The organism is Saccharothrix violaceirubra, assembly GCF_014203755.1.
Taxonomy (GTDB): domain Bacteria; phylum Actinomycetota; class Actinomycetes; order Mycobacteriales; family Pseudonocardiaceae; genus Actinosynnema; species Actinosynnema violaceirubrum.
Map to the genome: position 1 here is coordinate 5,446,124 of NZ_JACHJS010000001.1, position 13,741 is coordinate 5,459,864.

A 13,741-nucleotide genomic window follows, 5' to 3' on the forward strand; every position below is an offset into this window, starting at 1 on the left:
CCGCCCGTGATGGCCGGACCTTCGAGCGCCGAGACTTACTACCGCTGGTAGCATCAAGTCATGACCGCTCGCGACCCCGCCGACGAGAGTGCCCGCCCGCACCCGGGCCGGGCCGACTCGGTCGCGAGGCTCGCCAGACAGCTGGGATTCCTGCACGACGAGGGGAAAGCACCCGAGGCGTTCGCGTCTACGGCTCGTACCGAACACGGCCACGACGAGCGTCCGTTGGGACGCGCACGCAAGGTGAGCGTGTCCATGCCCGAAGAGCTGACGGTCGCGGTCCAACGGCGGGTCGGACGCGGCGAGTTCAGCCAGTACGTCACCGAGGCCGTCACACGCCAGTTGGAGTTGGACCTGCTGGGCGATCTGGCCGCACTGCTCGCCGAGGAACACGGCGCGGTGCCCGAAGAGTTCCTGGCAGAGGCTGGAGCGGCGTGGCCGGACGTCGAGTGATGAGCGGCGGAACGCTGGTCCTGGACAGCGAGGGCCTGGTCAAGATCGCGGCCGGCGACTCCCGGGCACGGGCCTACCTGGAGACCGCGCGGACCCGCGGGGCGCGCGTCGTCGTCAGCGCCGTCACCTTGGCCGAGGTGTTGCGCGGCGGTCACCGGGACACCGCGGTGCATCGCGTGCTGTCCCGGATCGTCGTCACGCCCGTGACCCCGGAACTCGGACGCGCCGCCGGAGAACTCCTGGGCTCGACCGGGCTGTCCGGGCATCGCTGCGCCATCGACGCGATGGTCGCGGCGACCGCGTTGCGGCAGGGGCGCCCCGTGGTGCTGCTGACCAGCGACCCCGACGACTGGGAACGTCTGGTCGAGGAGCCTGAGCGGGCCAAGGAACAGCGTGTCGTGGTCGTGCACATCTGACCGTCGGGCAAGGTTCTCGTGGCAGACTGGATTCCATGATCTACGGAATCGAGTTCTCCACGCGCCGGTGAGCGCGCGTATCTCCGTCGACCGCGTGTACGGCGCCGACCGGTCCGGGCGGCCTACCCGGGTCGCGGTCGGGCATGGTTTCGCGGCCGTCGTCGAACGGGTCGGCACGTCCTGGTGGCATGGGCGGCAAGGGACTCCCTGGAGGTACGTCCTCCGGGTGTACCGGGGCTCGGAGGAGCTGCACGCGGTCGACCTGCCGTGGGCGGTGAACGCGGTGACCTTCCACCCCACGTCGCCGGTGCTGGTGTTCGCGGCCGGGCAGTACGACGGCGGCTATCGGCATCACGGGCGGTTGTCGTGGCTGGACCTGACCACGGGCGACGTCCACACGGTGCTCGACGAGAACGTGCGCCGGTTGGCGTGGGTCGACCGGACGTTGGTCGCCGATGCCGCACCGCCGTTCGAACTCGACGGCGCCGAGGCCGCCACCAGGTACACGATCGACTGGGAAGGGATGCCTGACGTGCGCACGCACGTCCTGATCCCCATCCCTCCGCATCCGGACGACGACCCCGGGACACCGGGCCGTGGGGCGATCCACGCGGTCCGCGCCCTGTCCGACGGGCGGGTTCTCGTGGCCGGTGCGGATGGTCTCGCCTGCCTCGACCAGCCAGGTCCATTGTGGACTGTCGAGGGTGCGGCTCACCAGATCGTGGTCGACGGTGACGGCCTGATCGTGAACCAGTCGGCGGACGGCGTGGTGCTGCGGGTGTCCCTGGACGGCGTGGTGTCGTCCCGTCGGACGTTCGACCATCCCATCGTGTTGACCTCCACCATGACCGGACGCGTTCTGGTGCACAGCCACGCGCACCCGGTCGGGCAGTTGCTCGACGGCGGCACGGTCGACCTGGGCCGGACCGATGCCGTCAACGGCCTGTTCGACATCGCTCGTGCGCCGGACCTGCTGGTGGTGAAGGACAGGTGGGTCGTCGGCGTGTCGAGCGGGCCGCTGTTCCCGTTGGAGTGGGACGAGGAGCGCGACGCCCGCCTGTCGGGCGGTGTCGGCGCGTACCTGCCGGACCGCCCGTCCCTCGTGCACACCGGTCAGGTGCACCGGGCGTGCGGAACGGTCGGCGGTTTCGTCGTCCGCCGCTCGTACCCGGACGGGGCGGCGGAATGGGTGACGACCACCGCGACCCGCGCGCTCGCATCGGACGCCGACGCCGAGTTCACGTGGGTGGCGACGATCGGCCGTGATCTCACGGTGCTGTCGAGCGGGACGGGGGCCGAGATCGCCCGACTCCCGCTGGCGGACCACGGGATTCCGCTCGCGGTGGGCCTGGCGGGTCGGGGAAAGGTCGTGGTGGGCACGGATCTGGGACGGCTGCTGTACTGCTCGCTCGACTAGGGTGGATCGCATGCGTGCACGTGGACCCCTGGGCTTCCGGTAGTTGCCGCCGGGAAGGTCCCGAGCGGTGTACTCCGGGGGAGTCCCATGTCCCGCACCGCACATCCCCGCACGGTCGAGGGGTCTCGGCCGTGGCGCTCGATCGTCGTGGTCGACCTGCGCTACGACCACGCTTGCTTCGCCGAGGCGCGGGGCGAACGCCCTCGTCCCCGGCTGATCCGCCGCCGGGTGGCGGTCCACCGTTTTCCGCGTGGGCGCAACGACTCGGACGTCCGTGACCGCGCCCAGGTCCAGGAGCGTCGGGCACGCCGACGGCTTCGGCGTGAGCTGTACCTGGCCCGGGTCGCCGGGCTGGAGGACGTGGTGCCCGCACGGCATCGGCGTGACGCCCTCTATCACGGGTGAGGTGGGGTGGTCGTGTCGCCTCCGCCTCGACGGAACCGAATGAAAACCGGGTGACGCGCGATAAAGTGCCAGGTCAGGAAGCGTCTTCCCCGCGCACGCGGGGGTGGTCCCCACTGGGAGTACACGGGCTCGGGCCACCGCGAGTCTTCCCCGCGCACGCGGGGGTGGTCCCGGGGGGCGTTCGCCATTTCTGGGCTCCGTGCCGTCTTCCCCGCGCACGCGGGGGTGGTCCGCCCGACGGTGAGGGCGAAGGGCCGGCCGACACGTCTTCCCCGCGCACGCGGGGGTGGTCCGATGTCGTGCCGAGATGGCCGGCCGCCGCGCAGCGTCTTCCCCGCGCAGGCGGGGGGGTCGGCATCGTCGATGGGAACGCACACCGCGTACTCGTCTTCCCCGGCGCCGGCGGGGGTGGTCCCCACCCACGACCAAGCGCACGCGCGCCCCAGCAGTCTTCCCCGCGCAGGCGGGGGTGGTCCCCAGATCCGCGAACTCCCCGTCGGGCAGGCCCTGTCTTCCCCGCGCAGGCGGGGGTGAGGTTCGAAATGTGCTGATCAACCCACATGACCCCGTTTTGTCGGTGGTGGTCGCTAGCTTGTGCTCAGTCCACGCGGAGCCCAGGGAGCGAGCACATGTCAGGCACGACGTACCTCGAACTGTCCGAAACGGGCGGTGGGGCGCACAAGTTCTACGAGGTGCGGGTCGACGGCACCGAGGTCACGATCACCTACGGTCGGATCGGGGAGCAGGGGCAGATCCGGACCGCCTCGTTCGCCGACCACGACAAGGCGGTCAAGGCCGCCGAGAAGAAGATCGGCGAAAAGGTGCGCAAGGGCTACGCCCCGGCAGTGAAGGGCATGCGCCAGCGCAGAGCGGTGAGCCGCCGGCAGATCGTGAGCACCCGCTCGACCGCCCGCCAGGCCCCCGTCCTGTGGCGGTTCGCGTCCGGCGCTCCCGCGTTCGGCATCTTCATCGGCGAGGACCACGCCTGGGTGGGCAACGAGAACGGGGACGTCTACACGCTCACCCACGACGGCCGGGTCACCGGGCGGTTCGGGTTGCCCGACTCGGTCAAGTGCATCGTGGCCGACGACTTCTGGATCTACGCCGGTTGCGACGACGGCAACGTCTACGACCTGGGCGCCAAGGTCCCCCGGGTCGCCTACGAGATCGCCGACGACGTGGACATCTACTGGCTGGACATCCACGACGGCGTGCTCGGCGTCTCCGACCGCAAGGGCGGCGTCACGGTCGTGGATCACGAGGACGAGTTCCAGTGGTCGCGCCCGGCCAACGGGGACAGCGCGTGGATGGTGCGCTGCTCCGACGAGGGCGTCTTCCACGGGCACTCCGGTGGCGTGACGCGCTACTCCGAGCGCGGTGACCGGGTCTGGCACTCCGACACCGTGGGCAGTGTGCTGTTCGGCTGGCAGGAGCGCACCGAGGTGTTCGCGGGCACGAGCCGGTCGCGGGTGCACCGGTTCGCCAAGTCCGACGGCCGCGAGACCGGCGTCTACGTGTGCGACGCGGCCGTGTTCTCGTGCGCCACCTCGCCCGACGGCGAGTTCGTGTTCGCGGGTGACAACCAGTCGTCCGTCTACTGCTTCGCCGCCGACGGCACGCGGTTGTGGAAGCTGGCCACGGGCTGCGGTTCCGCGTTCTCCATGCAGTACCGCGACGAGCGCCTCTACCTCGTGACCACCGACGGTTCGCTCGCGTGCGTCGACGCGAGCCCGGCCGCCGTGCACGCCGCCGAGCAGGGCCAACTGCCGCAGCGCCAGGACATCAAGGCCGGTGCGATCGAACGCGTCGAGGCCACCGCCGAGGTGGAGATCGTCTCGCACGTGGACGCGGGCGAGGGTGTCGTCGTCGAGTGCACCCAGGAAGGCGGCCGGATCAGGGTGCACGTGGTGTCCGACGGCTACAACCGGTCGTGGGGCGTGCAGTTCCCCAAGCAGATCCGGGTTCCCGGCGCCCGCTACCTCGTGTCCGAGGTGCTCACGTCGGCGAGCGGCTCGTTCTACCGCGCCCGAGGGGAGATCAAGCGCATCCGTTGACCTTGCCCTTGGCGGCAGGGTCGGACGATCACGGGCATGGACATCGTGATCGTCACCGGAGCGGGTTCGGGCATCGGCCGGGCGACGGCCCGCCGACTGGCGAAGGGCGGCGCACGCGTCGTCGCCGTCGGCCGACGCCCCGAACCGCTCGCCGAGACCGCCGCGGGCCTGGACATCCACCCGCTGGCCGCCGACGTGACCGTCGACCCCGAGGGCATCGTGACCGAGGTCGTCGACCGGTTCGGCCGAGTGGACGTGCTGGTCAACAACGCCGGCATCGCCCGGCCGGGCAGGCTCGACGCGGTCGACCGTTCGACCGCGCTGGACCTGTTCGCGACGAACCTGTTGGCGCCGTTGCTGCTCACGTCCGCCGCCGTCCGCGCCATGCCGGACGGCGGCGTGGTGTGCAACGTGAGCACGGCGATCGGCCAACGCGGCTGGCCGGAGAGTTCGGTCTACGCCGGGCTGAAGGCCGCGCTGGACTCGTTCACCCGCAGCTGGGCCGTGGAACTCGCCCCTCGGGGCATCCGCGTGGTCGCGGTCGCTCCCGGCGCGATCGAGACCCCGATCGCCGACGGCCTGCCGGCCGAACGCCGACAGGCGCTGCGGAACTGGCAGATCGCCCACACCCCGCTGGGTCGGGTCGGCACGCCTGATGAGGTCGCCGACGCGATCGCGAACCTGATCGGCTCGACGTTCGTGACCGGCGTCGTGCTTCCGGTCGACGGAGGCGCCGTCGTAGCGTGACGGCATGCGGATCGGCGAGTTGGCACGCGCGACCGGCACGACCCCGAGGGCGTTGCGGCACTACGAGGCGGCCGGTCTGATCGCTTCGGCACGCGCGTCCAACGGCTACCGCGTCTACTCCCCCGCCGCGATCACCCGCGTGCGCAACATCCGCCACTTCCTGGACGCGGGCCTGACGCTCGAGGACGTCGCGGCGTTCGAGTCCTGCCTGGACGGCGACGTGGCCACCACGTCGCCGTCACCGGCAGGTCTGCGCGTCGCCCACGACCGCCTCGCCGCGCTCGACCGCAGGATCGCCGCCCAGCTCGAAATCCGGACCCGCCTGGCGAACGCCCTCGCCCACCACTCGATCGTGGGTGTCTGAGTGCGTCTTTCAGGGTGTCGGAGTGGAGGACTCGCGGGCTAGCGGCGGAACAGCTTGTTACCAAGCCACACGACGGGGTCGTAGCGGCGGTCGGCCACCCGTTCCTTCAACGGGATCAGGGCGTTGTCGGTGATCTTGATGTGCTCGGGGCAGACCTCGGTGCAGCACTTGGTGATGTTGCACAGCCCCAGACCGTGCTCGGTCCGCGCGGCGTCCAGGCGGTCCGCCTCGTCCAACGGGTGCATCTCCAGTTCCGCGATCCGCATCAGGAACCGGGGACCGGCGAACGCCTCCTTGTTCTCCTCGTGGTCACGGATCACGTGGCAGGTGTCCTGGCACAGGAAGCACTCGATGCACTTGCGGAACTCCTGCGACCGCTCGACATCGACCTGCGACATCCGGTAGTCCCCCGGCGCCACGCCCTTCGGCGGGGAGAAAGCCGGGATCTCGCGGGCCTTCTCGTAGTTGTACGACACGTCGGTCACCAGGTCCCGGATGACGGGGAACGTGCGCATGGGCGTCACGGTCACGACCTCGTCCTCGGCGAACACCGACATCCGGGTCATGCACAGCAGCCGCGGCCGGCCGTTGATCTCCGCCGAGCACGACCCGCACTTGCCCGCCTTGCAGTTCCACCGCACCGCGAGGTCGGCCGTCTGCGTGGCCTGCAACCGGTGGATCACGTCGAGGACGACCTCGCCCTCGTTGACCTCCACCGTGAAGTCCTGGAGACCGCCGCCCGACGCGTCGCCGCGCCAGACCCGGAAGTGCCCTTGGTAGCCCATGTCAGCCCTCCAGTTCCGCGGCGGTCAGGTACTTGCGCAGCTCGGCTTCGTCGAACAACGCCAACAGGTCCGGCCGGATCGGGATCTGCGGCTGTTCGACGACCGACACCGATGTGCCGGACACCGTGCACACCAACAACTTCCGACGCCAGTCGGCCGCCATGACCGGGTGGTCCTCCCGCGTGTGCCCGCCCCGGCTTTCGGTGCGCAGCAACGCGGCCCGCGCCACGCACTCGCTGACCACGAGCATGTTCCGCAGGTCCAGGGCCAGGTGCCAGCCCGGGTTGAACTGCCGGTGCCCCTCGACCGTCACGGACGACGCCCGCGCTTTGAGTTCCTCCAGGCGTGCCAACGCCTGTTCCATCTCCGACGCCCGGCGGATGATGCCCACGAGGTCGTTCATCGACTGCTGCAACTCCATGTGCAGCGTGTACGGGTTCTCGCCGCCTTCGCCGGAGAACGGCGCCAACGCCACCCGGGCGGCCTCCTCCACCGCCTCGGCGGAGCAGGTCGGACGTGCGGACAGCCCCGAGACGTAGGACGCCGCGCCCGCGCCGGCACGGCGGCCGAACACCAGCAGGTCCGACAACGAGTTGCCGCCGAGCCGGTTGGACCCGTGCATGCCGCCCGACACCTCGCCCGCCGCGAACAGGCCCGACACGCTCGACGCACCGGTGTCCGGGTCGACCCGCACGCCGCCCATCACGTAGTGGCAGGTCGGCCCGACCTCCATGGGCTGGGCGGTGATGTCGACGTCCGCCAGTTCCTTGAACTGGTGGTGCATGGACGGCAGCCGGCGCACGATCTCCTCGGCGGACAGCCGCGTCGACACGTCCAGGAACACGCCGCCGTGCGGCGACCCGCGACCCGCCTTGACCTCGGCGTTGATCGCCCGGGCCACCTCGTCCCGCGGCAGCAGCTCCGGTGGTCGGCGGTTGTGGTCCGGGTCGGTGTACCAGCGGTCGCCTTCGGTCTCGTCGACGGCGTACTTGTCCTTGAAGACCTCGGGGATGTAGTCGAACATGAACCGCTTGCCGTCGGAGTTGCGCAGCACGCCGCCGTCGCCGCGCACGGACTCGGTGACCAGGATCCCCTTCACCGACGGCGGCCAGACCATGCCGGTCGGGTGGAACTGGACGAACTCCATGTTGATCAGCGACGCCCCGGCGCGCAGGGCCAGCGCGTGCCCGTCGCCGGTGTACTCCCACGAGTTCGACGTGACCTTGAACGACTTGCCGATGCCGCCGGTGGCCAGCACCACGGCCGGTGCCTCGAACAGCACGAACCGGCCGGATTCGCGCCAGTAGCCGAACGCGCCCGCGACCACGTCGCCGTCGAGCACCAGGTCCGTGACCGTGAACTCGGCGAACACCTTGAGCCGCGACTCGTGGTCGCCGGTCTCGGCGAAGTCGTCCTGCTGCAGCGAGACGATCTTCTGCTGGAGGGTGCGGATCAGCTCCAGTCCGGTGCGGTCGCCGACGTGGGCCAGGCGCGGGTACTCGTGGCCGCCGAAGTTGCGCTGGCTGATCCGGCCGTCCTTGGTGCGGTCGAACAACGCGCCGTAGGTCTCCAGTTCCCAGACCCGGTCCGGTGCCTCCTTGGCGTGCAGTTCGGCCATGCGCCAGTCGTTGAGGAACTTGCCGCCGCGCATGGTGTCGCGGAAGTGCACCTGCCAGTTGTCGTTGGAGTTCGCATTGCCCATCGCCGCCGCGATGCCACCCTCGGCCATCACGGTGTGCGCCTTGCCGAACAACGACTTGCACAGCACGGCGGTCCGCATCCCGTGTTCCCGGGCCTCGATGGCCGCGCGCAGCCCCGCGCCGCCGGCTCCGATCACGAGGACGTCGAACGACTGCCGTTCCACCTCGGGCAAAACGGGCTCCTTAGTTGATGATCCGCGGGTCGGCGATCGTGCCGGAGGCGACCAGCGCGACGTAGAGGTCGGTGAGACAGACGAAGATCAGCGACGCCCAGGCGAGCTGCATGTGCCGGGCGTTGAGCTTGGAGACGAACGTCCACATCCGATAACGGATCGGATGCTTGGAGAAGTGCTTGAGGCGTCCACCCGCGATGTGCCGGCATGAGTGGCACGAGAGCGTGTAGGCGCCGAGCAGGCCGACGTTGACCAGCAGCACGATGTTGCCCAGGCCCAGTCCGGTACCCAGCGCGTAGAACGCGTCGTAGACGTTGATCAGCAGCAGGATCGACGCCGCGTAGAAGAAGTACCGGTGCAGGTTCTGCGCGATGAGCGGGAAACGGGTCTCGCCCGTGTACTTGGCGTGCGGCTCGGCCACGGCGCACGCGGGCGGCGACAGCCAGGCGGCCCGGTAGTACGCCTTGCGGTAGTAGTAGCAGGTCACCCGGAAGCCCAGCAGGAACGGCAGGATCACGACCGGCGGTGTGAGGAACCCGGGCAGTTCCGGCAACGGCCGGCCGAAGTGCGCCGCGGCGGGCAGGCACTCCTGGCTCAGGCACGGCGAGTACATCGGTGTCAGGTAGTGGTACTCGTCGACCCAGTAGTACTCGCCCATGAACGTGCGTGCCGCCGCGTAGATCGAGATCAACAGCAGCCCGACGGCCGTGACCAACGGCGGCAGCCACCACCGGTCCGTCCGCAGTGTCCGCCGGTCGATCTGCGCCCTCATACCTCACCTCGTTCCACGTCGTTGTGGTGGGAGCGAAAACCGAGCCGGCCCCCGCGATCGCGCTCGCGGGGGCCGGCTCGTGGTCGGTCAGGTGCGGCGGTAGCCGCCGAGTCCTTCGTCGTCGGCGTCGTGCCACAGCCTGGGGTCGTAGGGTGCCTCGGGCACCACCACGACCTCACGTCCCACCCGGGGCGCTTCCCGCGGCCGGGGCGCGTCGTCGAGTTCGCCGAGTTCGGTCACGTCGATGTCGAGGCGCTCCAGGTCGTTGACCAGCCTGCGGACGGCGGCGATGTCGCCGTACCGCGCACGCATTCCGCCGACGCACTGGCGGAGCCGGCCGAGCGTGCGGCGCAGCTCGACGATCTCGGAGGAAGTCACCGTCAAGCACCTCCCGGTGTGTGGTTCGGCACACGACTCTGCCCGGTCCGCGCGCCTGTGACAAGCACCACAAGTATCGGCGCGCCGTCCCGGATACTGAATCGTTTTTGTGACGATCATGTGTCGTGGAATACTGTGCGTGCTGCAACGTCCATCCGTGTGACGCCAGCGCTGTCGTCCCACCGGGCCGCCACCACGGCCCGTGATCACTCCCGGAGACAGCGAAGCCATGACCACGCACCCGGTCGTCGCCGAGGTGACCGCCCGCATCGCCGCCCGCAGCGCCGCCTCCCGAACCGCCTACCTCGACCGCGTCACCCTGGCCGCGCAGGACGGTCCCACCCGCCGTGACCTGGCGTGCAGCAACCTCGCGCACGGGTTCGCCGGCATCACCGGCGGCGACAAGGACCTGCTGCGCGCGAACCGCCGGCCGAACGTCGCGATCGTGTCCGCCTACAACGACATGCTCTCCGCGCACCAGCCCATGCACGAGTACCCCGACTGGATCAAGGGCGCGGCCCGCCTGGCCGGCGGCGTCGCCCAGTTCGCGGGCGGCGTGCCCGCGATGTGCGACGGCATCACCCAGGGCCGGGCGGGCATGGAGCTGTCGCTGTTCAGCCGGGACGTGATCGCCATGGCGACGGCCGTGGCGCTGTCGCACGACATGTTCGACGCGGGCCTGCTGCTGGGCGTCTGTGACAAGATCGTCCCCGGTCTGCTGATCGGCGCGCTGTCGTTCGGGCACCTGCCCGCGATCCTGGTGCCCGCCGGTCCCATGCACTCGGGCCTGCCGAACAAGGAGAAGGCCCGCGTCCGCCAGCTCTACGCCGAGGGCAAGGCCACCCGCGAGGACCTGCTCGACGCCGAGGCCGCGTCCTACCACAGCCCCGGGACCTGCACGTTCTACGGCACGGCCAACTCCAACCAGCTCGTCGTCGAGGTGATGGGCCTGCACCTGCCGGGCGCGAGCTTCGTCCCGCCCGGCACGAGGCTGCGCCGCGCGCTGACCGAGGAGGCCGCCCGACGCGCGGTCGAGATCTCCCGGGGCGACGAGTACACCCCGATCGCCCACGTCGTCGACGAGAAGGCCGTGGTCAACGGCGTCGTGGCGCTGCTGGCCACGGGCGGGTCGACCAACCACACCATGCACCTGGTCGCGATCGCGTCGGCCGCCGGCATCGAGCTGACCTGGGACGACTTCGACGACCTGTCCTCGGTCGTGCCGCTGCTGACCCGCGTCTACCCCAACGGCAGCGCGGACATCAACCACTTCCAGGCCGCCGGCGGCGTGCAGTTCCTCGTGGACACGCTGCTGGACGCGGGCCTGCTGCACGAGGACGTGCGCACGGTCGCCGGTCCGGGCCTGGGCCGCTACCGGCGCGAGCCCGTGCTCGTCGAAGGCGCCCTGACCTGGCGTGACGGCCCCGGGCGTTCGCTGGACACCTACGTGCTGCGGCCCGCGACGGACCCGTTCGCGCGCGACGGCGGACTGCGCACGCTGTCCGGCAACCTCGGGCGCGCGGTGATCAAGGTGTCGGCGGTCGCGGCCGAGCACCGGGTCGTCGAGGCGCCCGCCCGCGTGTTCACCTCGCAGGAGGCGTTCGGTGTGGCGTTCAAGGCGGGCGAACTGGACCGCGACGTCGTCGTCGTGGTGCGGCAGCAGGGTCCGCGGGCCAACGGCATGCCCGAACTGCACAAGCTCGTGCCCGCCCTGGGCGTGCTGATGGACCGGGGCTTCAAGGTCGCCCTGGTCACCGACGGCCGCATGTCCGGCGCGTCGGGCAAGATCCCGGCCGCGATCCAGGTGACGCCCGAGGCCGCCGTGGGCGGACCGCTGGCCCTGGTCCGCGACGGCGACCCGGTGCGACTGGACGCGGTGACCGGCACGCTGGAGGTGCTCGCCGACCTGGCCGTTCGCGAGCCGGTGGACTTCCCGCCCGGCGCGGACGCGTGGGTCGGCACCGGGCGTGAACTGTTCGGGGCGCTGCGCCACGCGGTCGGCCCGGCCGATCGGGGCGCGAGCGTGTTCGGCCCGATCGCGGCCTCGCACTTCGCGGGCCGGACCACTCAGGAGGTGTCCCGGTGACCACCGGCGCGGAACTGCTGGACCTGTCCCCCGTCGTCCCGGTCGTCGTGCTCGACGACGCGGACCTCGCCGTGCCGCTGGCACGGGCGTTGCTGCGCGGCGGCATCAAGGTCATCGAGTTGACGTTGCGCACGGCCGCCGCGCCGGCCGCGGTGGAGCGGATCGCCGCCGAGGTGCCGGAGATCGTGCTCGGTGTTGGCACCGTGACCACGCCCGAACAGGCCGAACTGGCCCGCAAGGCCGGGGCGTCGTTCCTGGTCACACCCGGGTCGACGGACCGGCTGATCGACGCCGTGCTCGACACCGGACTGCCGTTCCTGCCCGGCGCGGCCACCGTGTCGGAGGCGTTGCGGCTGGCCGAACGCGGCATCACGGCGCTGAAGTTCTTCCCGGCCGAGGCGTCCGGCGGCGTCGACTTCCTCAAGTCGGTGGGGGCGCCGCTGCCGTCCCTGCGGTTCTGCCCCACGGGCGGCATCACGGTCGAGTCCGCGTCCCGGTACCTGGCGCTGCCGAACGTGGGCTGCGTCGGCGGGTCGTGGCTGACGCCCGCGTCGGCGTTGGCCGCCGGCGACTTCGACCGGATCGAGGAACTGGCCCGCGCGGCGGCTCAGCTGTCCAGGTAGCGCAGGACGCCGGCGATCGAGTCGGCCACCGGCGCACCGGTCGCCTCCAGTCGGCGGCGGTCGGTGACGCCGGTGGTCACCAGCACCACCCGCGTCCCGGCGTGCTCCGCGGCTTCCGCGTCGTCGACGACGTCGCCGACCAGCACGACGGCCGCCGGGTCAAGGCCCTGGGCGTCGAGGTGGCGCACGAGGTGCTCGGCCTTGGAGCCGTAGCCCACCGCGCGCAGGCCGTCGACCCGGGTGAACAGGTCGTGGATGCCGTGCCGGGTGATCAGCGGGACGAGGTTGTCGTGGTGGTACATGGACAGCAGCGACTGCGTGTGGGAGGTGCGTTCACGCAACGCCTCCACGCCCTCGGCCAGGCCGCAGGCGTCCACGAACGCGTGGTACTCCTCGTGGAAGATCACGTCGATGAACGCCCAGTCGTCGTCCGACAGCGACCGGCCCAGCAGTCCCTCGTAGCACTGGAGCAGCGGGCGGCTGAACGTCTCGCGCCAGCGGTCGATGGTGATCTCGGGACTGCCGTAGTGGCGGCACACCCGGTTGACCGCCGCGAGCACGGCATGGTTGTCGTCGAACAGCGTGCCGTTCCAGTCCCACACCACGTGCCGTGTTTCCATCCCCACCACGCCACCCTACGTCTGCCCCTATGATCCGGGCGGGGGTGTTCCGAAAGATCATGGATTCGACGCGCAGGACGACGGTCGCCGAGCCCGGCTGGCAGGTCGGGCTGGTGTGGGTGGTCTTCCCGCTGCTCGGCGCGGCCCTGCTGTTCGGAGTGGAGCTGATCTCCGGGTGGGTCGCCGCGCTGGAGTGGGCGCCCGCGCAGGGGATCTTCCGGCTGATCTCGTCGATCCCCTCGCCCTGGGACACCGTGGCCGCGCTCGGCGCGGGCGTGCTGGGCGGGCTGTTCATCTCCCTGCTGGCCGCCGTCGAGCGGTTGCGCGTCGAAGTCGCCGACGACCACGTCGAGCTGGCGCGCGACGACCACGACCACGCGTACGACCGCGGCGCGATCAGCGGCGTGTTCGTCGAGGGCAAGCAACTGGTCCTGCTCGGCGTGGACGGCGGCGAACTGGCGCGTGAGACGTCGGACCTCAGGGCGTCCGACCTGGAGGAGGCGTTCCGGGCGCACGGTTACCCGTGGCTGCCCGGCGACCCGCACGCCGCCGAGTACCGACGGTGGATCGAAGGCGTGCCGGGTCTGCCGGTGGGCGCGGAGCCGTTGCTCAAGGCGCGGTCCAGGGCGTTGCGCGACGACAAGAAGGACGACGCGGCCGACCTGCGCGCGGAGCTGGCCCGGCTGGGCGTGGTCGTGCGGGACGAGAAGAAGCGGCAGTTCTGGCGCACCACCGGCCGGTAGTACCC

The 13,741-nt window shown here is 70.8% G+C and carries 15 protein-coding genes; 10 read left to right on the forward strand and 5 right to left on the reverse strand.

The genetic code is table 11. The features are described 5' to 3' along the window. Window positions 1–60: 60 nt before the first annotated feature. From F4559_RS34605 to F4559_RS24855, 7 genes are all read left to right on the forward strand, one after another. Window positions 61–453 carry a hypothetical protein gene (locus tag F4559_RS34605; RefSeq protein ID WP_221447368.1) on the forward strand — a complete coding sequence of 131 codons (393 nt, stop codon included), beginning with the start codon at window positions 61–63 and terminating at the stop codon, window positions 451–453. Next, window positions 453–869 carry a type II toxin-antitoxin system VapC family toxin gene (locus F4559_RS24830; RefSeq protein WP_184672560.1) on the forward strand — a complete coding sequence of 139 codons (417 nt, stop codon included), beginning with the start codon at window positions 453–455 and terminating at the stop codon, window positions 867–869. The genes F4559_RS34605 and F4559_RS24830 overlap by 1 nt, the downstream gene beginning before the upstream one ends. A gap of 67 nt (window positions 870–936) precedes the next feature. Continuing rightward, a complete protein-coding gene (locus tag F4559_RS24835; RefSeq protein ID WP_184672561.1) occupies window positions 937–2,286 on the forward strand; it encodes a hypothetical protein in 1,350 nt (449 codons plus the stop codon). Window positions 2,287–2,373: 87 nt separating this feature from the next. After that, window positions 2,374–2,691, forward strand: coding sequence for a hypothetical protein (locus F4559_RS24840; protein ID WP_184672562.1), 318 nt, complete (start codon window positions 2,374–2,376; stop codon window positions 2,689–2,691). 629 nt (window positions 2,692–3,320) lie between these two features. After that, window positions 3,321–4,745, forward strand: a complete 1,425-nt coding sequence (locus F4559_RS24845; protein ID WP_184672564.1) for a WGR domain-containing protein — start codon at window positions 3,321–3,323, stop codon at window positions 4,743–4,745. Window positions 4,746–4,781: 36 nt separating this feature from the next. Beyond that, window positions 4,782–5,492: an SDR family NAD(P)-dependent oxidoreductase gene (locus F4559_RS24850; protein WP_184672565.1), complete on the forward strand. Its 711-nt coding sequence runs from the start codon at window positions 4,782–4,784 to the stop codon at window positions 5,490–5,492. 4 nt (window positions 5,493–5,496) lie between these two features. Beyond that, window positions 5,497–5,856, forward strand: a complete 360-nt coding sequence (locus tag F4559_RS24855; protein ID WP_184672567.1) for a MerR family transcriptional regulator — start codon at window positions 5,497–5,499, stop codon at window positions 5,854–5,856. 38 nt (window positions 5,857–5,894) lie between these two features. Here F4559_RS24855 and F4559_RS24860 read toward each other — a convergent pair whose 3' ends face one another. The 4 genes from F4559_RS24860 to F4559_RS24875 all read right to left on the reverse strand — a co-directional run bounded on the left by F4559_RS24860 (window position 5,895) and on the right by F4559_RS24875 (window position 9,664). Further along, entirely contained in the window at window positions 5,895–6,641 is a 747-nt protein-coding gene (locus F4559_RS24860; RefSeq protein WP_184672569.1) for a succinate dehydrogenase/fumarate reductase iron-sulfur subunit, read from the reverse strand. Between the two features lies 1 nt (window position 6,642). After that, window positions 6,643–8,514, reverse strand: a complete 1,872-nt coding sequence (locus F4559_RS24865) for a fumarate reductase/succinate dehydrogenase flavoprotein subunit (protein WP_184672571.1) — start codon at window positions 8,512–8,514, stop codon at window positions 6,643–6,645. A 10-nt stretch (window positions 8,515–8,524) separates the two neighbouring features. Further along, the gene (gene sdhC, locus F4559_RS24870; protein WP_184672572.1) at window positions 8,525–9,286 is read right to left on the reverse strand and encodes a succinate dehydrogenase subunit SdhC; all 762 of its coding nucleotides are present in this window, start codon (window positions 9,284–9,286) and stop codon (window positions 8,525–8,527) included. Between the two features lie 87 nt (window positions 9,287–9,373). Next, a complete protein-coding gene (locus F4559_RS24875; protein ID WP_184672574.1) occupies window positions 9,374–9,664 on the reverse strand; it encodes an Rv0250c family protein in 291 nt (96 codons plus the stop codon). A gap of 229 nt (window positions 9,665–9,893) precedes the next feature. Here F4559_RS24875 and edd point away from each other — a divergent pair, with 229 nt between their 5' ends. Both edd and eda read left to right on the forward strand, forming a co-directional pair. Then, a complete protein-coding gene (edd, locus tag F4559_RS24880; RefSeq protein ID WP_184672576.1) occupies window positions 9,894–11,750 on the forward strand; it encodes a phosphogluconate dehydratase in 1,857 nt (618 codons plus the stop codon). Further along, entirely contained in the window at window positions 11,747–12,373 is a 627-nt protein-coding gene (gene eda, locus F4559_RS24885) for a bifunctional 4-hydroxy-2-oxoglutarate aldolase/2-dehydro-3-deoxy-phosphogluconate aldolase (protein ID WP_184672578.1), read from the forward strand. The genes edd and eda overlap by 4 nt, the downstream gene beginning before the upstream one ends. On the opposite strand, the gene F4559_RS24890 is transcribed toward eda, so the two are convergent. Further along, window positions 12,358–12,993: an HAD family hydrolase gene (locus tag F4559_RS24890; RefSeq protein WP_184676174.1), complete on the reverse strand. Its 636-nt coding sequence runs from the start codon at window positions 12,991–12,993 to the stop codon at window positions 12,358–12,360. The two genes, eda and F4559_RS24890, sit on opposite strands and share 16 nt — an antisense overlap. A 44-nt stretch (window positions 12,994–13,037) precedes the next feature. Between F4559_RS24890 and F4559_RS24895 the strand changes: the two genes are divergently transcribed. Further along, window positions 13,038–13,736: a YqeB family protein gene (locus F4559_RS24895; RefSeq protein ID WP_221447370.1), complete on the forward strand. Its 699-nt coding sequence runs from the start codon at window positions 13,038–13,040 to the stop codon at window positions 13,734–13,736. Window positions 13,737–13,741: the final 5 nt, after the last annotated feature.